The sequence below is a fragment of the Kitasatospora sp. NPDC057692 genome, from assembly GCF_042799475.1.
Taxonomy (GTDB): Bacteria; Actinomycetota; Actinomycetes; order Streptomycetales; family Streptomycetaceae; genus Kitasatospora.
Map to the genome: position 1 here is coordinate 40,336 of NZ_JBHVIV010000041.1, position 21,133 is coordinate 61,468.

Annotated in this window: 22 protein-coding genes; 12 read left to right on the plus strand and 10 right to left on the minus strand. The window is 75.4% G+C overall.

Annotated features, from left to right (window positions below):
* Positions 1-60: 60 nt before the first annotated feature.
* Positions 61-684: a hypothetical protein gene (locus tag ACFVFS_RS22770; protein ID WP_380626437.1), complete on the minus strand. Its 624-nt coding sequence runs from the start codon at positions 682-684 to the stop codon at positions 61-63.
* Positions 685-864: 180 nt separating this feature from the next.
* On the opposite strand from ACFVFS_RS22770, the gene trxA reads away from it, so the two are divergent.
* On the plus strand, positions 865-1,257 hold the full coding sequence (trxA, locus tag ACFVFS_RS22775; RefSeq protein ID WP_380626438.1) for a thioredoxin: 393 nt from the start codon (positions 865-867) through the stop codon (positions 1,255-1,257).
* A 144-nt stretch (positions 1,258-1,401) separates the two neighbouring features.
* Here the strand turns inward: trxA and ACFVFS_RS22780 are convergent, their stop codons facing one another.
* Positions 1,402-2,358, minus strand: coding sequence for a helix-turn-helix transcriptional regulator (locus ACFVFS_RS22780; RefSeq protein ID WP_380626439.1), 957 nt, complete (start codon positions 2,356-2,358; stop codon positions 1,402-1,404).
* A 192-nt stretch (positions 2,359-2,550) separates the two neighbouring features.
* Between ACFVFS_RS22780 and ACFVFS_RS22785 the strand changes: the two genes are divergently transcribed.
* The 3 genes from ACFVFS_RS22785 (at position 2,551) to ACFVFS_RS22795 (ending at position 6,175) form a co-directional block, all read left to right on the plus strand.
* On the plus strand, positions 2,551-3,294 hold the full coding sequence (locus ACFVFS_RS22785) for an alpha/beta fold hydrolase (RefSeq protein WP_380626440.1): 744 nt from the start codon (positions 2,551-2,553) through the stop codon (positions 3,292-3,294).
* A gap of 156 nt (positions 3,295-3,450) precedes the next feature.
* A complete protein-coding gene (locus ACFVFS_RS22790; protein WP_380626441.1) occupies positions 3,451-4,911 on the plus strand; it encodes a dihydrolipoyl dehydrogenase family protein in 1,461 nt (486 codons plus the stop codon).
* Between the two features lie 139 nt (positions 4,912-5,050).
* Complete coding sequence (locus ACFVFS_RS22795) at positions 5,051-6,175, plus strand: WD40/YVTN/BNR-like repeat-containing protein (RefSeq protein ID WP_380626442.1); 1,125 nt, start codon at positions 5,051-5,053, stop codon at positions 6,173-6,175.
* Positions 6,176-6,229: 54 nt separating this feature from the next.
* On the opposite strand, the gene ACFVFS_RS22800 is transcribed toward ACFVFS_RS22795, so the two are convergent.
* Complete coding sequence (locus tag ACFVFS_RS22800; protein WP_380626443.1) at positions 6,230-6,673, minus strand: hypothetical protein; 444 nt, start codon at positions 6,671-6,673, stop codon at positions 6,230-6,232.
* Between the two features lie 300 nt (positions 6,674-6,973).
* Between ACFVFS_RS22800 and ACFVFS_RS22805 the strand changes: the two genes are divergently transcribed.
* Entirely contained in the window at positions 6,974-7,750 is a 777-nt protein-coding gene (locus ACFVFS_RS22805) for a GNAT family N-acetyltransferase (protein WP_380626444.1), read from the plus strand.
* A gap of 88 nt (positions 7,751-7,838) precedes the next feature.
* On the opposite strand, the gene ACFVFS_RS22810 is transcribed toward ACFVFS_RS22805, so the two are convergent.
* Positions 7,839-8,687 (minus strand): EamA family transporter, encoded by an 849-nt coding sequence (locus ACFVFS_RS22810; protein ID WP_380626445.1) that lies wholly within the window; start codon positions 8,685-8,687, stop codon positions 7,839-7,841.
* A gap of 81 nt (positions 8,688-8,768) precedes the next feature.
* Here ACFVFS_RS22810 and ACFVFS_RS22815 point away from each other — a divergent pair, with 81 nt between their 5' ends.
* Both ACFVFS_RS22815 and ACFVFS_RS22820 read left to right on the plus strand, forming a co-directional pair.
* Positions 8,769-9,632, plus strand: coding sequence for a MurR/RpiR family transcriptional regulator (locus ACFVFS_RS22815; RefSeq protein WP_380626446.1), 864 nt, complete (start codon positions 8,769-8,771; stop codon positions 9,630-9,632).
* A 134-nt stretch (positions 9,633-9,766) separates the two neighbouring features.
* Positions 9,767-10,795 (plus strand): LacI family DNA-binding transcriptional regulator, encoded by a 1,029-nt coding sequence (locus tag ACFVFS_RS22820; RefSeq protein WP_380626447.1) that lies wholly within the window; start codon positions 9,767-9,769, stop codon positions 10,793-10,795.
* Between the two features lie 153 nt (positions 10,796-10,948).
* Here ACFVFS_RS22820 and ACFVFS_RS22825 read toward each other — a convergent pair whose 3' ends face one another.
* From ACFVFS_RS22825 to ACFVFS_RS22840, 4 genes are all read right to left on the minus strand, one after another.
* Positions 10,949-11,992 carry a hypothetical protein gene (locus tag ACFVFS_RS22825; RefSeq protein ID WP_380626448.1) on the minus strand — a complete coding sequence of 348 codons (1,044 nt, stop codon included), beginning with the start codon at positions 11,990-11,992 and terminating at the stop codon, positions 10,949-10,951.
* A complete protein-coding gene (locus ACFVFS_RS22830; protein ID WP_380626449.1) occupies positions 11,989-12,990 on the minus strand; it encodes an ABC transporter ATP-binding protein in 1,002 nt (333 codons plus the stop codon). Before ACFVFS_RS22830 ends, ACFVFS_RS22825 begins: the two co-directional genes overlap by 4 nt.
* A gap of 18 nt (positions 12,991-13,008) precedes the next feature.
* Positions 13,009-13,464, minus strand: coding sequence for a GntR family transcriptional regulator (locus ACFVFS_RS22835; protein WP_380626450.1), 456 nt, complete (start codon positions 13,462-13,464; stop codon positions 13,009-13,011).
* Positions 13,465-13,550: 86 nt separating this feature from the next.
* Positions 13,551-15,026 carry a DUF2079 domain-containing protein gene (locus ACFVFS_RS22840; protein WP_380626451.1) on the minus strand — a complete coding sequence of 492 codons (1,476 nt, stop codon included), beginning with the start codon at positions 15,024-15,026 and terminating at the stop codon, positions 13,551-13,553.
* A 192-nt stretch (positions 15,027-15,218) separates the two neighbouring features.
* Here ACFVFS_RS22840 and ACFVFS_RS22845 point away from each other — a divergent pair, with 192 nt between their 5' ends.
* Complete coding sequence (locus ACFVFS_RS22845) at positions 15,219-16,277, plus strand: fatty acid desaturase family protein (protein ID WP_380626452.1); 1,059 nt, start codon at positions 15,219-15,221, stop codon at positions 16,275-16,277.
* A 19-nt stretch (positions 16,278-16,296) separates the two neighbouring features.
* On the opposite strand, the gene ACFVFS_RS22850 is transcribed toward ACFVFS_RS22845, so the two are convergent.
* Positions 16,297-16,812, minus strand: coding sequence for a GNAT family N-acetyltransferase (locus ACFVFS_RS22850; protein WP_380626453.1), 516 nt, complete (start codon positions 16,810-16,812; stop codon positions 16,297-16,299).
* A gap of 88 nt (positions 16,813-16,900) precedes the next feature.
* Between ACFVFS_RS22850 and ACFVFS_RS22855 the strand changes: the two genes are divergently transcribed.
* Complete coding sequence (locus ACFVFS_RS22855; RefSeq protein WP_380626454.1) at positions 16,901-18,028, plus strand: hypothetical protein; 1,128 nt, start codon at positions 16,901-16,903, stop codon at positions 18,026-18,028.
* 64 nt (positions 18,029-18,092) lie between these two features.
* On the opposite strand, the gene ACFVFS_RS22860 is transcribed toward ACFVFS_RS22855, so the two are convergent.
* Positions 18,093-18,419, minus strand: a complete 327-nt coding sequence (locus ACFVFS_RS22860) for a rhodanese-like domain-containing protein (RefSeq protein WP_380626455.1) — start codon at positions 18,417-18,419, stop codon at positions 18,093-18,095.
* 47 nt (positions 18,420-18,466) lie between these two features.
* On the opposite strand from ACFVFS_RS22860, the gene ACFVFS_RS22865 reads away from it, so the two are divergent.
* The 3 genes from ACFVFS_RS22865 (at position 18,467) to ACFVFS_RS22875 (ending at position 21,119) form a co-directional block, all read left to right on the plus strand.
* The gene (locus tag ACFVFS_RS22865; RefSeq protein WP_380626456.1) at positions 18,467-19,120 is read left to right on the plus strand and encodes a TetR/AcrR family transcriptional regulator; all 654 of its coding nucleotides are present in this window, start codon (positions 18,467-18,469) and stop codon (positions 19,118-19,120) included.
* Between the two features lie 218 nt (positions 19,121-19,338).
* Positions 19,339-19,713 (plus strand): YciI family protein, encoded by a 375-nt coding sequence (locus ACFVFS_RS22870; protein ID WP_380626457.1) that lies wholly within the window; start codon positions 19,339-19,341, stop codon positions 19,711-19,713.
* 149 nt (positions 19,714-19,862) lie between these two features.
* Complete coding sequence (locus tag ACFVFS_RS22875) at positions 19,863-21,119, plus strand: RNA polymerase sigma factor (RefSeq protein ID WP_380626471.1); 1,257 nt, start codon at positions 19,863-19,865, stop codon at positions 21,117-21,119.
* The last annotated feature ends 14 nt before the right edge of the window (positions 21,120-21,133 follow it).

Consider the following 21,133-nt stretch of genomic DNA (forward strand, 5'->3'; position numbering starts at 1 on the left):
CTCACATCCTCGCGCACGCGTGCCTCCCGGTCGAGGACGGCCGCCGAACGGCCGGCCCGGTCAGTAGCCCCCGCCACCGGAGCCGCCCGAACCACCCGAACCGCCGGAACCGCCCGTGCCGGCCCGGTCACCGCCGGGGGTCACCGCGAACCAGATGCCCTGCACGCCCTGGCCCTTGGTGTCACCGGGCTTGTGGTCGGGCGCGTAGCGGTAGAGCGGCCAGCCGGCCAGGGTGAGCTGCCTGCTGCCGTCGGCCCGGGTGACGGTGCCGACCAGCTTGGCGTCGAGGCCGCTGACGGAGACCGTCGTCCCGGTGGCCGGGACGGGCGGCCAGAGGGTCGCGCAGCTGCCGTTGCAGGTGGCGGTGGGCGGGGTGGCGCTGTCGTGGTCGAAGCGGTAGAGGGTGAAGCCGGCGCCGTCGGTGACGATGGTGCCGAGGTGCGCGTCGGTGGTGGTCCGCAGGGTGGCCGCGGTCATGCCCGGCGAGGCCGGGGCGCTGGACGCGGGCGGCGGGGCGGGTGCGGAGCCGCTGGAGCCGGAGGAGCCGCAGCCCGCCACCAGGGCGGCCGCGGCCAGCCCGGCCGCGGCGAGCACGGCGAGCCGTCCCTGACGGCGGCCGGTGCGCCGACCCGGTCCGCTGGTGTGATCATCGGTCGAGCCGTCGGTACGGCGGGTGGTGGGCATGGTGACCGCTCCCCGGTCGGTGCGGGTGCACGTCGGTGCCGGACACCCTCCGGTACGGACGGGGGCCGCCGTCCGCTCAACGGACGGCGCGGCGGGGTCCCCGGAATAGCGCGCGGGCGGCAGCCGTTGTCGGGGGCACATGGCCTTGACCGCCATCACCGGAAGGGCAGGAACCGCGACATGAGCAGCACGGTCGAGCTGACCAAGGAGAACTTCGACGAGATCGTCCCCGGCGGGGACGGCAAGGATTTCGTCTTCATCGACTTCTGGGCGAGCTGGTGCGGCCCGTGCCGCCAGTTCGCGCCGGTCTTCGAGAAGGCCGCCGAGCGCCACCCCGACCTGGTCTTCGCCAAGGTGGACACCGAGGCTCAGCAGGAGCTGGCCGCGGCCTTCGGGATCCAGTCGATCCCCACACTGGCGATCATCCGCGAGGGCGTGCTCGTCTTCTCGCAGGCGGGCGCGCTGCCCGAGCCGGTGTTCGAGGACTTGATCGGCCAGGCCCGCAAGCTGGACATGGACGAGGTGAAGCGCAAGGTGGCGGCCGAGCAGGACGGCGGCCCGAAGCAGGGCTGACGCCCGGCCGCTCCCACGGCCGGTTCGGCACGGCGAGCCCCTGGGCGGTGTACCCGCCCCCGGGGCTCGCCGCCGTGCGTTCGGAGCCAGTGCGTCAGGGCCACCGCTCGCGGCGCCGCCGCGTCCGGTACCCGCCCGGTCCGCTCAGTCCTCGCTCCAGGCGGTGAGCCGGGCGGCGAGCGCCCGCACTTCGTCCCGCAGGGCGGCGGGGCCGCGCACGCTGAAGGGCCAGCCGAGCCCGGCCAGCATCACGGCCATGCCGTCCAGCCGCTCGGCCCGCGCCCGGAACAGGACGCGGCCGTCGTCGGTCGCGGTGAGCGTCCCCGCGACGGGCGGGATCCGGTGGCGGGCCTCGGCGAGGGTGGTGGTGAGGACCACCTCGACCTCGTGCGTCCACGGCACCGAGGCGAGCGACTCCAGCACCCGCTGCACCGGGTCGACGCCGACGGGCGGTTCGAACCCGGTCCCGACCGGCTCCACCGCGCGGATCCGGTCCAGCCGGAAGGTCCGCTGCTCGCCGCTGCGGTGGTCCAGCCCCGTGGTGTACCAGCGGCCCGAGTGGAAGACCAGCCCGTACGGGTCGAAGTCGCGCTCGCTGGCCGCTCCCTCGCGGTCCCGGTAGTCGAGCCGGACGCGGTTCCGGCGGCGGGCCGCCTCGGCGAGCGTGAAGAGCGCGGCGGTGGCCGGGCCGGGGCCGGCGGCGGGCGCGGCGGTCAGTCCGAGGGTCTGTTCGACGGCCGCGACCTGCTCGCGCAGCTGCGGCGGCAGCACCCGCTGGATCTTGGCGAGCGCCGACTCGCCGGCCTGCTCCCCCACCGACAGCCCGGACCGCCGCCCCGCCAGCAGTCCGAGGACGACCGAGGCGGCCTCGTCCCCGGTGAGCATCAGCGGCGGCAGCCGAAAGCCCGGCATCAGCCGGTAGCCGCCGTACCGGCCCCGCTCGGCCCGGACGGGGATGCCGAGTTCGGCGAGCCGGGCCGCGTACCGGCGCACGGTGCGGACGTCGACCTCCAGCCGCGCGGCGAGTTCGGCGCCGGTGAGGCCGGGGCGCGCCTGGAGCAGTTCGAGCAGGGCGAGGGCGCGGCTGACCGGGTGTTCCACGGGGTCTGCGCTCCTCGGGCCGACGGCTGTTCGGCCGATCGGGTCGATGAGCCGATTAATCCGGTCGAGTTCTGTCCGGATGAGATTCTAGGGTCGGAGTCGACGAGGGGCGGCCGGGCGGCCTTTCCCGGTGCCCCGTCGACGGCCGCGCGGCCCCGTACCTCAGGACACTCCAGAAGAGGACCGTTCCCCATGAGCACCTTCGTACTCGTTCCCGGTTTCTGGCTCGGCGGCTGGGCCTGGGACGCGGTGGCCGAACCACTGCGCGCCGCGGGCCACACCGTGCACGCGGTGACCCTGCCCGGGCTCGCCGAACGGGCCGGCGAGGCCTCGCCCGAGACCGGCGCGCAGGCCCACATCGACGATCTGACCGAACTGCTGGTCCGCGAGGACCTCCGGGACGTGGTCCTGGTCGCGCACAGCGGCGGCACCATCGCCGTGAGCGGTGCGGCCGACCGGGTGCCGGAGCGGATCCGCCGGGTGGTCTGGGTCGACTCCGGCCCGATGCCCGGCGGCGCCGCGATCGCCGACCTCTGGGACCCCGCCTACCGCGCCGCGCTGGAGGCCTCGCTGGTCGACGGCTGGCGGCTGCCGCTGCCCTCCTGGGAGCTGCTGGCCTCGGGCGGCGCCGATGCGGCGGGGATCGACGAGGCCGGGCTGGAGCGGCTCCGCGCACGGGCGACCGACCAGCCGGGCCGGACCCTCTCCGAGCCGGTGCAGCTGACCGGCGGGGCCGCGAAGCTGCCGAAGGGCCTGGTGACGTGCTCGATCCCGCTGGCGCAGGTCCGCGAGATGATCGCCGCAGGCCACCCGTACTTCGCGGCGCTCGGCGGGCCGGAGTGGGAGCTGCGCGAGGTCGCGACCGGGCACTGGCCGATGTTCTCCCGGCCGGCCGAAACGGCGGCGGCGCTGGTCGAGTTGGCCGAGGCCGAGTAGCGGGCGCGGCCCGGGCGGTCGCGCGGACGGGGACGGACGCCGGTACGGTTTTGCCGACCGGCGCTTCGCCCGCGTGTTCGGCTTCGCCGGGCGGACGGGGCGGCGCAGGATGGGCACGGCACCACGGCACACCCGCCAGAGCACGGAGGAACACGGATGACCTCTCCCCAGTCCACCGCCCCCGAGGAGTACGACGTCATCGTGGTCGGTGCCGGGCCGACCGGAGAGAACGTGGCCGACCGGACGGCCGCCGCCGGGCTGCGCACCGTGATCGTGGAGAGCGAACTGGTCGGCGGCGAGTGCTCGTACTGGGCCTGCATGCCGAGCAAGGCGCTGCTGCGCCCGGTGGCCGCGCTGGCCGACGCCCGCGCGGTGGCCGGCTCCCGGGAGGCGGCCGGCGGCGCCCTGGACGCGGCCGCGGTGCTCGCCCGGCGAGACGCGTTCGCCTCGCACTGGCAGGACGACGGCCAGGTGAAGTGGCTCCGCGACACCGGAATCGACCTGGTCCGCGGCCACGGCCGGCTGGCCGGCGAGCGGCGGGTGACGGTCGAGTCGGAGGACGGCGGCGAGCGGCTGCTGGTGGCCCGGCACGCCGTGGCGGTCTGCACCGGCAGCCGGCCGGTGCTGCCGCAGGGCGTCCCGGGGCTGGCCGAGGCGCGCCCGTGGACCAACCGGGAGGCGACCGGATCGCCCGCCGTCCCCGGCCGGCTGGCGGTGGTCGGCGGCGGCGTGGTCGGCGTCGAGATGGCCACCGCCTGGCGGGCGCTGGGCTCCGAGGTGGTGCTGCTGGTCCGCGGCCACGGGCTGCTGCCCCGGATGGAGCCGTTCGCCGGCGAGCTGGTCGCGGACGGGCTGCGGGCGGCCGGGGTGGACCTGCGGTTCGGGGCGGAGGTCGCCGCGCTGGAACGGCGGGCGGCGGACGGCGGGCCCTCCGAGGTCACGCTGGTGCTGGGCGACGACGAGCGGCTGACCGTGGACGAGGTGCTGTACGCCACCGGGCGCGCCCCGCGCACCGCGGACATCGGCCTGGAGCAGGTCGGCCTGCACCCCGGCGACTGGCTCGACGTGGACGACAGCTGCACGGTGCTCGGGGTCGACGGCGGCTGGCTGTACGCGGCCGGGGACGTCAACCACCGGGCGCTGCTCACCCATCAGGGCAAGTACCAGGCGCGGATCACCGGGGCCGCCATCGCCGCGCGCGCCCAGGGGCGCCCGCTGGACACCACGCGCTGGGGCGCGCACGCCGCGTCCGCCGACAGCGCGGGCGCGCCGCAGGTGGTCTTCACGCACCCGGAGGTCGCGGCCGTCGGCCTGACCCTGGACGCCGCCGAGCGGGCCGGTCTGCGGGTCAAGGCCATCGACCACGACCTCGGCGCGGTCGCCGGCGCCTCGCTCTACGGCGACGACTACCGGGGCCGGGCCCGGGCGGTCTTCGACCTGGACCGGGAGGTGCTGGTCGGCGTGACGTTCGTCGGCCCCGGCGTCTCCGAACTGGTGCACTCGGCGACCATCGCGGTGGTCGGCGAGGTGCCGATCGACCGGCTCTGGCACGCGGTGCCCGCCTACCCGACGATCAGCGAGGTCTGGCTGCGGCTGCTGGAGGGCTGCCGGGGCTGACCACGCCCGGGCGGGGCCGCCGCCGGCCCCGCCGGCCCCGCCCGGCGCGGCGAGATGTGGCGGGCGGGCGGCGGCGGGACACTGGCCCGGGGAGGGGTGTCCGGGCGGGGCCGTTTCGCCGAGCAGGTGGTGTGTGGCAATGAGCGAAGTGCTGTTGGCCGTCGGAACCGAGAAGGGCCTCTTCCTCGGGCGCAGCCGCGACCGGGTGGACTGGGAGTTCAGCGGGCCGCACTTCAGGATGAACGCGATCTACTCCGTCGCGATCGACCGCCGGGACCACGGGAACGGCGGGCCCCGGCAGGACGGCGGCGTCCGGCTGCTGGTGGGCGCCGACAGCAGCCACTGGGGCCCGTCGGTCTGGCGCTCGGACGACCTCGGCGCCAACTGGTTCGAGCCTTCCACCCCCGCGATCCGCTTCCCCGAGCACACCGGGGCCTCGCTCACCCGGGTCTGGCAGCTCCAGCCGGCCGGCCCCGAGTCACCCGGTGTGGTCTACGCGGGCACCGAACCCGCCGCGCTGTTCCGCTCCTCGGACGGCGGCGAGAGCTTCGCCCTGGTCGAGGCGCTCTGGAACCACCCGCAGCGCGGCGAGTGGGGCGCCGGCTACGGCGGCCAGGGCCTCCACACGATCCTCACCGACCCGCGCGACCCGGAGCGGCTGCTGATCGCCGTCTCCAGCGGCGGCGTCTACCGCAGCAAGGACGGCGGCGCCAGCTGGGAGCCCTCCAACTCCGGTCTGCGGGCCGAGTTCCTGCCGGAGGAGAACCAGTACCCCGAGTTCGGCCAGTGCGTGCACAAGATCGCCCGGGACGCCGTCAACCCGGACCGGCTCTACCTGCAGAACCACGGCGGCGTCTACCGCAGCGACGACGGCGGCGCGAGCTGGCGCTCGATCGCCGACGGACTGCCCGCCGACTTCGGCTTCGCGATCGCCGCCCACCCACGCCGCGCCGACACCGCGTACGTGTTCCCGCTCGGCGGCGCCGACGACCGGATCCCGCCCGGCCGCCGCTGCCGGGTCTTCCGCACGAACGACGCCGGGGACAGCTGGCAGACGCTCGCCGAGGGCCTGCCCGGCGAGGACCACTACGGCATCGTGCTGCGCGACGCGCTGCGCACCGACGACGTCGAGCCCGCCGGCATCTACTTCGGCAACCGGACCGGTGACGTCTACGCGAGCCACGACGAGGGCGAGCACTGGGCGCTGCTGGTCTCCCACCTGCCGGACGTCCTCTGCGTACGGGCGGCCGTCATCGCGGACTGACGCACCACCGGGCGCGAGCGGGGCGGGAGCGGGGCGCGAGCGGGGCGGCGGGGCTCAGGTGTCGTACGTGCCGTCCCACGGGGCCTGGAAGCCGAGGCCGTCGGGGTGGAACTCGGCCCAGTCGTCCTGCGCCGCGTCCTCGCCGTGCCGTTCGACGACCAGGCCGAAGCGGCAGCCGTCGACGTGCACGGCGAAGGGCGCGATCGCGATGTCCCCGAACTCCCGCTCCGGCAGGGTGTCCAGCCACCGCACCAGCAGGCCGCCGGCGGCCGCCGCGGCCTCGCCGCCGAACGCGCCCGGCACCGCCTCGATCCAGGAGTCCAGGTGGTGCCCGGCCGCGTCGAACCGGTGCAGCACGGCGTAGCAGCGCCGGTCCGCCGTCCCCTCCGGGACGGCGTAGGTGACGGAGGCGAAGAACTGACCGCCTCGGAACCGGCCGACGGTGTCGGTGCGGTAGCCGGGCTCGTAGCCGATCGGGATGACCTCGGGGACGCTCACGCCGGAACGGTAGGCCCCGGCACCGACAGCCCGGGCGGCTCGGCGCAGGGCGCGGAACACCGCCCGGACGCCCGCCACCGGCGGCTCCGGCGCCCGGGGCGGGGCGAGGTGGCCGCCGGTGTCCTACGCGGTCCGGCGGGTCGCGGTGGCGGACGGTCCGGCCCGGGCGCTGATCGCCCGGCCGCCGCCGTCCTGCCCGCCGGGCGAATCCGGTTGATCCGGACGGGTCGTTCACCGAGCATGGCGGGGAACCGGGCGCGCCCGAGGGGTGCGCCGACGCGCGAGGATCGGACGGACGGCGTGGCGGAGAAGGAACCTGACTGGCAGTACGGCTACGGGGCCGACGGCGCGGCCCTCGTGCGGTACGAGCGCGGGGAGCGGGAGGGGCGCCCCTGGGCCGACCGGCTGGCCGTGGTCGACCCCCGTGCCGACCTGGCCGCCCAGGTCGCCCACGTGCGGGCGGAGATGGCGGGCTGGGTGGTCTCCGGACCGGTCGGACTCGGCCAGGAGCTGGTGCGCCAGGGGGCGTCGGTGCTGCGCCACGGCCACACCATGCAGCGCGCGCTCACCGACGCGCCGCCGGCCGAGGGCTGGGAGGCCTGGGCGGCGACCCCGCTGCGGCACGGGTTCCGCACCGTTCCGTGCGACCGCGGAGCCGCCGCGCTGCTCCCGGCCTCGCTGGCCGCCTTCGGCCCCGGCCACCCCGACCACCGCCCGGAGGAGCACGCGGACGACCAGCCCGCGGTGCAGCGGCTGGCCGAACTGCTCGCCGGGGAGGTCATAGGCCCTCTGCTGTCGTCCAGCGCCCTGGTGGTGGACGAGGCCGACCGGGTGGTGGCCGGAGCCGTCCTGACCGACTGGAACGGGCTGCCCTGGATCGCGAGCGTGTTCCGCGACCCGGCACTCGGCTACCCCGGTCTCGGCCGCGACCTGCTGCGCCGCGCCGTCGGTGCCGTCGCCCTCGCGGGCAGGACGGACATCGGGCTGGCGGTGACCGAGGGCAACACGGCCCGACGGCTGTACGAGGAGATGGGTTTCACCGTGACCGAGACGTCGCTGACGGTCATCGTCCCCTGAAGCCCCACCGATAGCGACCCACCGGTGGTGACCCGCCGGTGGTGACCCACCGGTGTGCCACCACCGGATTCCACCCTGGAGCCGGCCCTCAGGGGCGGGCCAGCTCCAGGACGGCTATCCCGGCCAGTACGGCCGCACTGGCCGCCATCCGCAGCCGTCCGAGGCGCTCGCGGAAGACCAGGGCGGCGATCAGCGCGGCGATCACGATGCTGGTCTCGCGCAGCGCGGCGATCGTCGCGAGGTTCCCCCGGGACTGCGCCCAGACCACCAGCCCGTAGGCGGTCAGCGACAGCACGCCGCCCAGCACCCCGAACGGGACCGCCGGACCGGCCCCGACCAGCAGGCCCCGGCCGCGGCGCGCCCAGGCGATCAGGGCCAGCACCGGGCCCTGGAGCAGGAACAGCCAGGCGACGTAGCCGCCGACGGTGCCCGCCTGCCGCACACCGCCGCCGTCCGACACGGTGTACCCGGCGATCATCACGCCCGTCCCGGCCGCCGCCGCGAGCGCGGGCAGCTGGGCCCGGCCCGGTATCCCGTGGGCGAGGGCCAGCCCCGCCAGACCGCAGGAGATGACGGCCACACCGAGCAGTTCCCCGCCGCCGAGCCGGTCGCCGAGGACGGTGACCGACAGCACCGCCACCAGCAGCGGCGCCGAACCGCGGGCGATCGGGTACATCTGCCCGAAGTCCCCCAGCTGGTAGGCGCGCAGCAGGAGCAGCTGGGAGGTCACCTGCAGCACCACCGAGGTGATCAGGTACGGCCAGGCCGCGGCCGCCGGGATCGGGTTGAGCGCGACCAGGACCACCGCACAGGCGGTGTAGGCGAGGTTGATCAGCGCGAAGCCGACCAGCTTGTCCTGGATCCGGTGCGCGAGCCCGTTCCAGACCGCGTGCAGCACGGCGGCACTCAGGACGGCCGCGGGGACGGCGGCGGACATGGCGGGGCTCCCCTCCTGCGGGCGGCCGGACGGCCGGCGGATCACCGGGCCCGGAATCGGGTTCCACGGTACACTGGTTCCATGGAAGAGCATTCCGAATTCTCTCCGCTGGAATCCCAGCTGGCCGCCCACATCCGCGCCCGGCTCGGCGCACTGCGCGGCAGCGAGGAGCGGGTCGCCCGGGTGCTCCTCGCCCGGGGCGCCGACCTGGTCGGCCTCAGCGTGAGCGACGTCGCCGAGCTGGCCGGAACGGCGCCCTCCTCGGTGGTCCGCGCCTGCCAGCGGCTCGGCTTCCGCGGCTACCAGGAGCTGAAGATCGCCGCCGTCCGGCAGGCCCCGGCCGCCGGGCCCGATCCCGCCGACACCCGGGACCCGGCCGCCCGCGCGCTGGCCGACACCGTCCGCGCCGCCCGCGAGGCGCTCGACGGGATCACCACCACGCTCGCCCCCGAGCGGCTGCGGGCGGCGGCCGGGGCGCTGAACGCCGCCGACCACGTGCTGGTCCTCGGCGCGGGCCTGTCAGGCGCGGTGGTCGTCGACGCCGCGTACCGGCTGCGCGCGCTGGGCCTGCGCACCGACTCCCCCGCCGACCCGATCACCGCCCAGCTGGCCGCCGCGCAGCTGCCGCCCACCGCCGTCTGCCTGGCCGTCAGCCACACCGGTGCCACCCGCACCGTGGTCGACGCCGCCCGCCTCGCCCGCGACAACGGCGCCACCGTCGTCGCGCTCACCAGCTACGCCCGCTCGCCGCTCGGCGACACCGCCGCCCACACCCTGGTCGCCGGCGGCCAGGACCTGGTCTTCGGCCTGGAGACCACCGCCGGCCGGCTCGCCCACCTGGCGGTGCTGGACGCCCTCACCCTGACCCTGCTGGCCCTGCGCGGCGAACCCGCCGAGCGGGCCCTGCGGCTGTCCGCCGACGTGACCGCCGACCACGCCTATTAGGGGAGGGAACGGCGGACGGCCGAAAGCGCCCTTCCCTTCCGGCGCGGCACGCCGTCCGCGCCACCGCCGGCGCGCCCGTCCAGCCGGTGAAACGGCCGCAAGGACGGTCGGTGGCGGTGTGTAGGCTCGCGGGCATGGCAAGGGTGACGCGGGACGACGTGGCGAGGGCGGCGGGGACGTCGACTGCGGTCGTGAGTTATGTGATCAACGACGGGCCGCGTCCGGTGGCCGCCGCGACGCGGGCCCGGGTGCTCGCCGCCGTCGAGGAACTGGGGTACCGGCCGAACCGGGTCGCGCAGGCGATGGCCCGGCGGCGCACCGACCTCATCGGCATGGTCGTGCCCGACGCCCGCCAGCCCTTCTTCGCCGAGCTCGCGCACACCGTGGAGCGCGCGGCCGCCGAGCGCGGCCGACTGCTGCTGATCGGCAACTCCGACTACGCGAACGAGCGCGAGGCCCACTACATCCGCGCCTTCCTCGGCATGCAGGTGGACGGCCTGATCCTGGTGACCCAGGACCCGTCCGCCCCCGGCGTCACCGGTATGGACGCCACCGAGGGGACGCCGGTCGTCCTGCTGCACCACCGCGCCGAGACCGAGCGCGGGATCGCGGTGGTCGCGGACGACGAGGGCGGCGCCCGCGAGGTCGTCCACCACCTGCTCGGCCACGGGCACGCCGAGGTGCACTGCTTCGGCGGCACCTTCGCGCTCAGCCCGAGCGACCCGGTGACCGTCCGCACCGCCGGCTGGGCCGCCGCGCTCGCCGAGGCGGGCCTGTCCACCGAGGGCCGGCTGACCCGGGCTCCGTTCGACCGCGTGCGGGCGCACCGGGAGGCGCTCGCGCTGCTGGCGCGCGCCGACCGGCCGACCGCCGTCTTCTGCGCCACCGACGACCAGGCGATCGGTCTGCTGCGGGCCGCCGACGACCTGGGCATCCGGGTGCCGGAGGACCTCGCGGTGGCCGGGTTCGACGACATCGCCGAGGCGGTGATCGCCGGACCGCCGCTGACCAGCGTGGCCACCGCGCAGGCGGAGATGGCGCGCGCCGCCGTCGACCTGGTGCTGAGCGCGGGCGCGGACGGCGGTCCGGCGCCGGCCGCCGGGGCCCGGACGTTCCCGGCCCGGATGGTGGTCCGCCGCTCCTGCGGCTGCACCGGGAACTGACCGCCGCAGCGGGACCGGACACCCTGCCGGTGCTCCGCACCCGCCTGCGCGGGGGGCACCGCCGTCGGAAGCGACCGGGGGGGCGGACCCCGGCTACGCGTCCTCCCCCACCCCGGCGGCGGGCCCGCCATACGGCCCGGGCCGCCGCCCGGGTCAGCTCCCGGCGCGGGTGAGCCGGCGGAAGACGACGGCCACCACCAGGGCGGTGAGCACCAGCAGCAGACCGGCCTCGACGAGCTGGACCGGGACGAGGTCCGACACCGGGTGGAACTGCCCCCAGGAGGCCTGCGCCGTCGCGCAGGCCCCGGACGCGTCCACGCATTCGGCGGCGGTCAGCCTGGTGCCGTCCGGGAGCACCACCCCCTGCTCCACCAGCCAGGCGTTGGCGGGCTGGACGAAGCCGCTCATGAGGTTGTCGTACGGCTGCTCCATGGAGACCCGCGGCCAGAAGTACGGCCGCACCGCGACCACCACCGCGTGGGCGACGGCCACCACCGCACCGCTCACCAGCACGGCGGCGACGGTGCGCCGCACCAGCTGGCCGACCAGCACCCCCAGCGCCAGTCCGAACAGCGACCAGACGACGGGGGCCACCCCGAGCACGGGGTAGGTGAAGGCCTGGAACGGCGGGTCGAAGGCGACGGGGTTGTGCACGATGTCCGACCACCACACCCAGCTGGTCAGCACGGACAGCGCGGCGGACAGCAGCAGCACGGCCGCGCCGGGAACGGCGAGCCGGACCGCCAGCCAGCGGCGCGGGGTGACGGACTGCGCCAGGACCATCCGCAGGGTGCCGCGCTCGTACTCCTGGGCGAGCAGCGGCCCGCCGAGGAACATGCCGAGCAGGACCGGAACGGCGGTGACGGCCGGCTGGAGGACGTCCGTGAACATCCGGCTCAGCATCTCGACCCGGCCCGCCTGCACCCGGCACCCGAGGTCCTCCCAGGACCGCGGCTGGTAGCAGTCGGTCTGGTGCATGAGCTCGATCCGGTCCTGGAGGAGGACGTGCAGGGCGAGCAGGAGGAGTGCGGCGAGGACCGTCAGGATGACCATCAACCGGACGGCCGCGCGGCTTTGACGCCAGATCAGCCAGAACACCCGGCCGGTACCGCGCGAGGAGCCGGCCGGGGCGGGCCGTTCGCCCGCGCGGTCCGCTGGCACCGGGGCGGGCGGGCCGGTCAGGGTGCTGGTGCTCATGCGGCGGCCTCGCGATCGGCGGCGGGGAGGGGGGCGGGGCCGGGCAGGGAGTCGGGAGCGGGCACGGGGTCGGGATCCGCGGGCCGAGCCGGGGCCGGGGTGCGGAGGTACGCCAGCAACAGCTCCTCCAGGCTCGGCCGGACCGACTCCCAAGGACCGTCGACCGGCTCGCCGGTGTGCAGCAGCGCGGTGACCTGGCGGCCCCGGACCCGCCGCTCCACCGCGGTGCCGGGGGGCAGTTCGGCCCCGTCGGCGACGCCGGTGAGCAGCTGATGGCCGTCGAGGATCTCCTCCAGATCCCCGCCCAGCCGGATCCGGCCCGCCTGCACCAGCAGCAAGTGGTCGATGACACCGTCGAGTTCGGGCAGGATGTGCGAGGAGACCAGGATGGTGGTGCCGCGTTCGGCGGCCTCGGCCATCAGCAGGCCCATCAGCTCGTGGCGGGCCAGCGGGTCGAGGTCGGCCATCGGCTCGTCGAGCAGGAGCAGTTCGGCGCGCTTCCCGAGGGCGAGCGCGAGCGCGACCCTGGTCCGCTGGCCGCCGGAGAGCGATCCGATGCGCGCGCGGGGGATCAACTCACCGAGATCGACCACCCGTTGGGCGACCTCCTCGTCCCACCCGGGGTTGAGGTCGCGCCCCATGCGCAGCGTCTCCGCCACCGTGAAGGAGGGGTAGAGCGGCTTCTCCTGGGTCACGTAGGCGACCCGGGCGCGCGTCTGCGCGCTGCTCGACGCCTCGCCGAGCACCCGCAGTTCGCCCTCGGTCGGCTCGATCAGCCGGGCGGCCAGGCCGAGCAGGGTGCTCTTGCCCGCCCCGTTGGCCCCGACCACGCCGCAGATCCGGCCGGCCGGGACGGTGAAGGTGCAGTCGCGCAGCGCCCACAGGCCGCCGCGGTACCGCTTGCCCAGCCCCACGGCCTCGACGGCCGGCCGCTCCCCGGCCGGCCCCCCGCCCTCGATCGGCACCCCCTGTGCCGGTACGGATGTCGCGTCCGTCATGTGCTCCCCCCGCCCTCCCTAGTTCGGTGCGGCCGGATCCGCCGGCCCGGTTGACGCGTGCGGTGCCGCCGGGGCGCCGGTGGCGCCGACGCCGGTCTCGAAGCGCTGCTCCAGTACGGAGGCCATCAGCGCGGCGATGTCCTCCCGTTCGAGTCCGGCCGCGCGGGCCTCGTCGACCCACCCGACCAGCCCGGCCCGCAGCGGGCCGTCGGCGGCCGCCTCCGGCCGGGCGAGCGAGCGGCGGACGAAGGTGCCGAGCCCCGGCCGGGGTTCGACCAGCCCCTCGCGCTCCAGTTCGCGGTAGGCCTTCAGCACGGTGTTGGGGTTGATCGCGGTCCGCTCGACCACCTCCCGCGCGGTCGGCAGCTTGTCCCCCGGCTGGAGCACACCGAGCCGCAGCGCCTGCTTGGTCTGCTGCACGATCTGCTGATAGGTGGAGACGCCGCTGCGCCGCTCGATGCGGTACTCGATCACACCCGCCAGACCCTTTCACTAGTTGATTAGTGGAAGGGTGGCGGACGGCGGCGTCGCGGTCAAGTCGGAGCGGGGGGTCCCCGGGGCTACGGGCGGAACAGCAGCCGCAGGCCGTCGTCGTCCACGACCCGCCGGTAGCCGAACAGCTCGTACCGGCCGAGCATCCGGACGGTGTCCTCGACCGCGCAGGGCGCGTGCACGCTGGGATCGGCGAGGTCGACGGCCACCCACTGCGGCCCGCCCCGCGGCCCCTCGCCCAGGGGCGGCGCCGGCTCGCGGCAGACCAGGGCGACCGCCGTGCGCCCCGCCAGCTGCGCGGCGAGGCGGTTGGACGCGGCGACGGTGGCGCCGTCGGGTATCCGGGCGAGCATCGCCCTGGTCGCGGCGAGGCGGGGCGAGGTGCCCCAGGCCCCGGGGGCGGCGATCTCGTGCAGCGGGTAGACCGGAAGCGTCACGACGGCGACCAGGCCGGCGACCGCCAGCGCGCGCCGGGCCCGGCGGACGGCGGCGCGGTCGGGTGCCGCCGGGCCGGCCCCGGCGGCGCCCCCGCGGGCGAACGCGCCCGTCCGGTCCAGGGCGTCCACCAGGGCCGCCAGCAGCAGCGGCATCAGCACCGCGCTGTAGTGGTAGCCCACCCCCCAGTAGTGCGGATTGTCGGCGAGCAGCCGCCAGGCCAGGGTCGGCACGCAGAGCAGCGCCAGCGGCGAGCGCAGCCCCAGGAACCCGGCGGTCGCGGCCGCCAGCCCGAGCAGCAGCCACTTCAGCGGCGGCCAGACCAGCCGGGCGGCCGTCTGCCAGGGCGCGCCGGCGGCCTCCCCGGCACCCATCTGCCCCCAGTAGTCGAACGCGCCGCCGGGGTTGAACGACGGCAGGACCACCAGCACGGTCAGCGCCGTCGCGGCCACCCCGAACACCGCCGCCCCGAAGCCCAGCGCCCGGACCCCGCTCCCGCGCGGCGCCCGGGCGAACACCAGCGCCCCGACGGCGGCCGCCGTCAGACCGAGGTCCTCCTTCACCAGCACCAGCGGCAGCGCCCAGAGCACCGCCGCGACCGGCCGCCCGCGCCCCAGCGCGGTGGCCGCGAACGCCAGCAGCGGCACGGCGAACGCGATCTCGTGGAAGTCGTCGGCCGCTGCCTCGACGATCCCCCAGGACAGCCCGATCAGGCAGCCCGTGGTGCCCGCGAGTCTCCATCCGCCGACCTCGTAGGCCCACCGGCTGAGCGGCACCACGGCCAGCGCCATCAGCACCGCCTGGGCGAGGAGCAGCGTCAGGGCGCTCGGGAACGCCCGGTAGAACGGGGCGAGCGCGGCCAGCAGCGGGTGGAAGTGGTCCCCGAGCAGGTGGTAGCCGGGCCCCTTGAGCAGGACGACCGGTGCCCGCCCGTGCGCGTAGCCGCGCACCGCCTGCTCGAAGATCCCCAGGTCGTAGGCCTGGGTCAGGACGCGCCGGTGCCGGTTGACGGCGACGCAGGAGTAGAGCACGGCGAACAGCCCGGCCAGTCCCCAGGACAGGGGCCGGGGCCGCCGGAGGGAGCGGAGCACCCTGCGGAGCACCCACATGCGCAAACCACCCTTCCACTATTGAATTAGTGGAAGGGTGGTGGAACCTCCGAGCGACCGTCAACCCCCGCCCCCTTCCGGGCACGTTCCGGCAGGGGGGTACCCCTGCACCGGAGAGTGGGGTTAACTCCCCCATCGGAAAGGGGGTTTCTCGGGTTTCGGCACAGCCTCCCGACCCGACAGAATGCCCCCATGAGCCCAGAGCCCACCACCCTGACGCCGCCGGTTCCGGCCGCACCACCGCAACGCGACCCGGACGGCAGCGACTTCGCCCAGCTCACCCGCCGAATAACCGAGGAGGGGCTGCTCGACCGCCGCTACGGCTACTACGCGGCCCGCTTCGGCGTCACGCTGGCCGCGTTCGCGGGCGGCTGGTACGCCCTGTTCGCGCTGGGCGACACCTGGTGGCAGCTCGCGCTGGCCGTCGCGATGTCCCTCGTCTTCGGTCAGCTCGGCCTCCTGGCCCACGACCTGGCGCACCGACAGGTGTTCGGCGGGCGGCGCAACAGCGAGACCGGCGGGCGGATCGTCGCCAACCTGCTGATGGGCATGAGCTACGGCTGGTGGATGAACAAGCACACCCGCCACCACGCCAACCCCAACCACGAGGGCCGGGACCCCGACGTCTCCCCCGACATCGTCGTCTGGTCGCAGGACCAGGCCCGGGAGTCCCGCGGGGCGGCCCGGTTCATCGGCCGGTGGCTGGCGTTCCTGTTCGTCCCGCTGCTCTTCCTGGAAGGCCTCAACCTCAGCTTCAACAGCTTCCGCGCCCTCCGCAGCCCCTACCTGAAGCGCCCCCGGCTGGAGGGCACCCTGCTCGTCCTGCACTTCCTGCTCTACTTCGGGGCCGTGTTCACCGCCCTTCCGGCCGGCAAGGCGGTCGCCTTCCTCGCCGTCCACCAGGCCCTCTTCGGCGTCTACCTGGGCTCCGTCTTCGCGCCGAACCACAAGGGCATGCTGATGGTGACTCCGGAGATGCGGCTGGACTTCCTCCGCCGCCAGGTGCTGACCTCGCGCAACGTCCGCGGCAACCCCGTCCTCGACACGCTGATGGGCGGCCTCAACTACCAGGTGGAGCACCACCTCTTCCCCAGCATGCCGACCCCGGCACTCCCCCGCGCCGCCCGGATCACCCGCCGGTTCTGCGCGGAGAAGGGCATCGCGTACTACGAGACCGGGCTGCTCCGCTCCTACCGCGAGATCTTCACCCACCTCCACCACACCGGCGAGCCGCTGCGCGCGGACCACTGAGCGGCCCGCACGGCGCCGGTCACCGGACGAGCTCGGCGGCGAGCAGGTCCATCAGCAGGTTGTCGTGCCAACGGCCGTCGGAGCCGCGCTCGTACTGGCGCATCACGCCCACGGGGCGGAAGCCGACCTTCTCGTAGCAGCGGATCGCCGGGGCGTTGTCGACCGCCGGGTCGATGACCAGCCGGTGGAAGCGGTGGTGGTCGATCAGGTGGCGGGCCAGGGTGCGGACGGCGTCGGTGCCGTAGCCGCGGCCGTGGCGGGCCGGATCGAGGTAGATGTCCAGGCCGGCGTGGCGGTACTCGTCGTCGTCGTTGGCGTACCACTGGACGGCGCCGACGATCCGGCCCTCGGCCTCGATGGCGAAGGTCTCGGTGCCGGACTCGGCGAGATCGGTGGTGACGGCCTCGGTGAGGTCGTCACCACCGCGCCAGCGGGCGAAGACCTCGGGGGTGCGGCGGATCGCCACCAGGGCCGGGATGTCCTCGGTGGCGGCCGGCCGGAGCGTGACGTGCGCGCCGTGCAGAATCGTCCCCATACCTGCGGATGCTTCCACGGAACGCCGCGTACGGCGAACGGTTTTCGGCTTTGCACGCACCACCTCCCACCGGGGATGATTCGCCGTCGTGACACGTCTGCTGATCTTCTTCCTCCTCCTGGCGGGCTACCTCGTGTACCGGGTCGTCCGCCGCAAGCGCCATCTGCGGTGGGCCAGGGCCGGCTTCGACCCGGCGGCGTACGGCATGCCCCCGCGCGAGCGCCTGGACCCGACCCGGGCCGGTCCGCCCGCCCCGCTGGAGCGGCGGAAGCGCTCGCAGGCGATCGCCGACGCGGCCTGGGCCGGGGACTGGCGCCCGGCGGCCGCGTACGTCGCCGAGGCCGGTGACCACTGGGACGAGCGGTGGGACCGGATGGGCCTGCTGGCGGCGATAGCCGCCGACGGCGACGGCTGGCTGGGCGCCTGGCGCTCCGCCGAGCCCGGTGACTGCGACGCCGCCACCCTGGAGGCGAAGCTGATGGTGCACCGCGCCTGGGAGGTGCGCGGCTCCGGCTACCGGCACGAGGTCGGCGACGACGCGATCAACGCGTTCCGCGAGCTGCTGCCGGCCGCGGTCGAGGCGGCCCGCCGGGCGGCCCTGCTGGACCCGGCGAACCCGGGCCCGTGGGTGGTGATCGTGACGGCGGCGCGCGGGGCGCAGTTCACCCCGGAGCAGTTCCAGGAGGCCTGGGACGAGCTGGTGAAGCGCGCCTGGTACCACTACGAGGGCCACTGGCAGGCCATGCAGTACTGGTGCGAGAAGTGGTTCGGCTCGAACAAGCAGATGCTGGCCTTCGCGGAGCGCGCCATGGACGCGGCCCCGCCCGGCAGCCCGCTGGGCGGGATCTACCTGCACGCCCTCGCGGAGCTGGAGGGGCGCCGCAGCATCGCCGGCACCCTGGCGGCGGACAAGACCAAGTGGCGCGTCGAGAACCTCGCCGCCCAGCTGCGGCAGGTCCGGCCGGACGACGAGCGGCTGCCGCAGCTGCGGCACCTGCTGGCGCACTTCGCCGGCGAGGTGGAGGCGTACGAGGTCGCGCTGGAGCAGTTCCGGGCGATCGGGCCGTGGTGCGGCGCGCGGCCGTGGAGCGACCGGGACGACCCGGTGGAGGCGTTCGACCTGGCCCGCGCGCTGGCGGTGAAGCGGGCCAAGGCGGAGCCGCTGGCGGCCGAGCTGCGGCCGGCGAAGAACACCGGCGCCGGGCAGGGGCTGTAAGGCGGGAGAGGGAGGGGCGCTCCCCACGTAGCGCCCCTCCCCCGCCCACGCTTCGGGGCGGGACTCAGGCGGTCTCGACCGGGAGGCCGGCCTCGGACCAGTCCTGGATGCCCTCGCGGTACTTGCGGACGTTCGTGTAGCCGAGGGCGGTCAGGCGGTCGGCGACCTGGCCGCTGTTGGGGCACGCCGCGTTGGAGCAGTAGGTGACGATCGCGGCGTCGCGGTCCGGCAGCAGCTCGGGCGCCAGCCGGTCCACGTCGGCCCGGACCAGTTCGATCGCGCCGGGCAGGTGCTGCTGGGCGTAGTAGTCGCCGCCGAGGGTGTCGACGACGGTGACGGAACCGGTCTCCATGGCCGAGGCCAGTTCGTCGCGGGTGATGAGCACGGTCATGCTGCGGCCTCCTGGGGCTGCGCCTCGATTCGGACTATAGTCCGCTTATGACTCAGGACAGTACCGGACCGCAGTCCGCTTCCGCAATGCCCGAGGGCGCCGTGCCCCTGGAGCTGCTGCGCACCCCGCCGCCCGTCGAGCGCGCCGACGCCGCCCGCAACCGGGCCGCCGTGCTGGAGGCGGCGGCGCGACTGTTCGCCGAGCACGGTGCCGAGGCGGTCTCGATGGACCAGGTGGCCGCCGCGGCCGGTGTCGGCAAGGGCACCCTGTTCCGCCGCTTCGGCGACAAGGCCGGGCTCGGCGCGGCCCTGCTGGACGCGCGGGAACGCGCGCTCCAGGAGGCCGTCCTGCGGGGGCCGGCGCCGCTCGGGCCCGGGGAGGCGGGTGCCGGGCCGACGAGCGGCGAGCGGCTGGCGGCGTTCGTCGGCGCCTACCTGGACTACCTGCTGGACCATCTCGACCTGGTCCGGATGTCCGAGACGGCCGGCCGGGGCTCGCGCTACCGGATCGGCGCCTACCGGTTCTGGCACCGGCACGTCGCCCTGCTGCTCGGCGCGGCCGGGCGGAGCGAGGACCCCGAGCACGACGCGCACGCCCTGCTGGCGGTGCTGGCGGCCGAGCACGTGGCCGCCCTGCTCCCCGAGTTGGGCGAGGAGCGGATCCGGGCCGGAGCCCTGCGGCTCGCCGCCCGGACGGTGTGAGGACCGGGACGGTGCGGGGCCGCGATCCGCGACGAGCCCGGGGTGGCCGTCGCGCAGGCGCCGGCGTGGTCGACCACGGGACGACCACCTCCGGTGGCCGGGCCGGAGAAGGGCCGGAAGAATTTCCGGACGGCTGTCGAAACGGCCTCCGTCCGTTCGACGCAGGGGTGAGAGGCGGGGAGAGGCCCCGCCCGCACACCGACGAGGAGTGAGCCGCCATGCCGCGTTTCCTGTCACTGATCCGCATCGACGAGCAGCAGGCCTCCGAGTTCCAGTCCGACCCCGGCTTCGAGGAGCGGATGGGCGCCCTGTTCGAGGAGATCACCAAGGCCGGGGTGATGCTGGACACCGCTGGGCTGCTGCCCACCAAGGAGGGCACCCGGCTGCTCTGGGACGGCGGGAAGGTGACCTGCACCGACGGCCCGTTCACCGAGACCAAGGAGGTCGTGGGCGGCTACGCCCTCCTCCAGTGCAAGGACAAGGCCGAGGCCGTCGAGTGGACCCGGCGCTTCCTGGCGACGCACCCGGCGCACTGGCGCGTCGGCGCCGAACTGCGCCAGATCGACGAGAACGCTACGCCGCCGGAGGCGTGACCGGCGGGGCGGTGGTTTGCCCCGGCGGACGGCGGCTGCTCTGATGGGTGATCGTGACGGAGCGCAGCGCGGAACCGGCGGGGCCGGCCCGGACGGCGGGGGCGGCCGGGGCCGCGGAGGCGGCCAGGACGGTCGAGACCGTCTTCCGGATCGAGTCCGCGCGGATCATCGCGGGCGTCACCCGGATCGTGCGCGACGTCGGCATCGCCGAGGAGTTGGCGCAGGACGCGCTGGTCGCCGCCCTGGAGCAGTGGCCCGAGTCGGGCGTCCCGGACCGTCCGGGCGCCTGGCTCACGGCCACCGCCAAGCACCGCGCGATCGACCTGGTCCGCCGCCGGGAGACGTACGCGCGCAAGCTCGCCGAGGTCGGGCGGACGCTGGAGGACGTGCCGCCGCCCGAGCCGTCCGGGCCGGACGACATCGACGACGACCTGCTGCGGCTGGTCTTCACCGTCTGCCACCCGGTGCTGTCGGCACCGGCCCGGATCGCGCTCACCCTGCGGCTGCTCGGCGGGCTGACCACGGCGGAGATCGCCCGGGCCTTCCTCTCCACCGAGCCGACCGTGGCCCAGCGGATCGTGCGCGCCAAGCGGACGCTGGCGCAGGCCGGGACACCGTTCGAGGTCCCGTACGGGGAGGAGCGGGTGGCCCGCCTCTCCTCCGTGCTGGAGGTCGTCTACCTGATCTTCAACGAGGGCTACGCGGCGACCGCCGGGGACGACCTGCTCCGTCCCGCGCTCTGCGAGGACGCGCTGCGGCTGGCCCGGGTGCTGGCCGCGCTGATGCCCGCGGAGCCGGAGACGCACGGGCTGGCGGCGCTGCTGGAGTTCCAGGCCTCCCGGACGGCCGCCCGCACCGGTCCGGACGGCGTCCCCGTGCTGCTGGCCGACCAGAACCGCGCCCGCTGGGACCGGCTGCTGATCCGGCGCGGCCTCGCCGCCCTGCAGCGGGCGGGCACCGGGCCGTACGCGGTGCAGGCCGCGATCGCCGCCTGCCACGCGCGGGCCGCGCGGTACGAGGACACCGACTGGGCGACCATCGCCGCGCTGTACGGCCGGCTGATGGCGCTCACGCCCTCCCCGGTGGTGGAGCTGAACCGGGCCGTGGCGCTGTCGATGACCGAGGGGCCGGCGGTGGCGCTGGAGGTGGTGGACGCGCTGGGGGCGGAGCCGGCGCTGCGCGGGTACCACCTGCTGCCGAGCGTCCGGGGCGATCTGCTGGCCCGGCTGGGGCGGGGGGCCGAGGCGCGGGCGGAGTTCGACCGGGCGGCGGGCCTCACCCGCAATGTCCGGGAGCGGGAGCTGCTGCTCGCCAAGGCGGCGGAGGCGGCCGAGGCGGCAGCAGCCCGAGCGGACGAGGGTGGAGGGTGGAGGGTGGAGGGTCGAGGGTCGAGGGTTGAGCGCTGAGGGCTGAGGGCTGA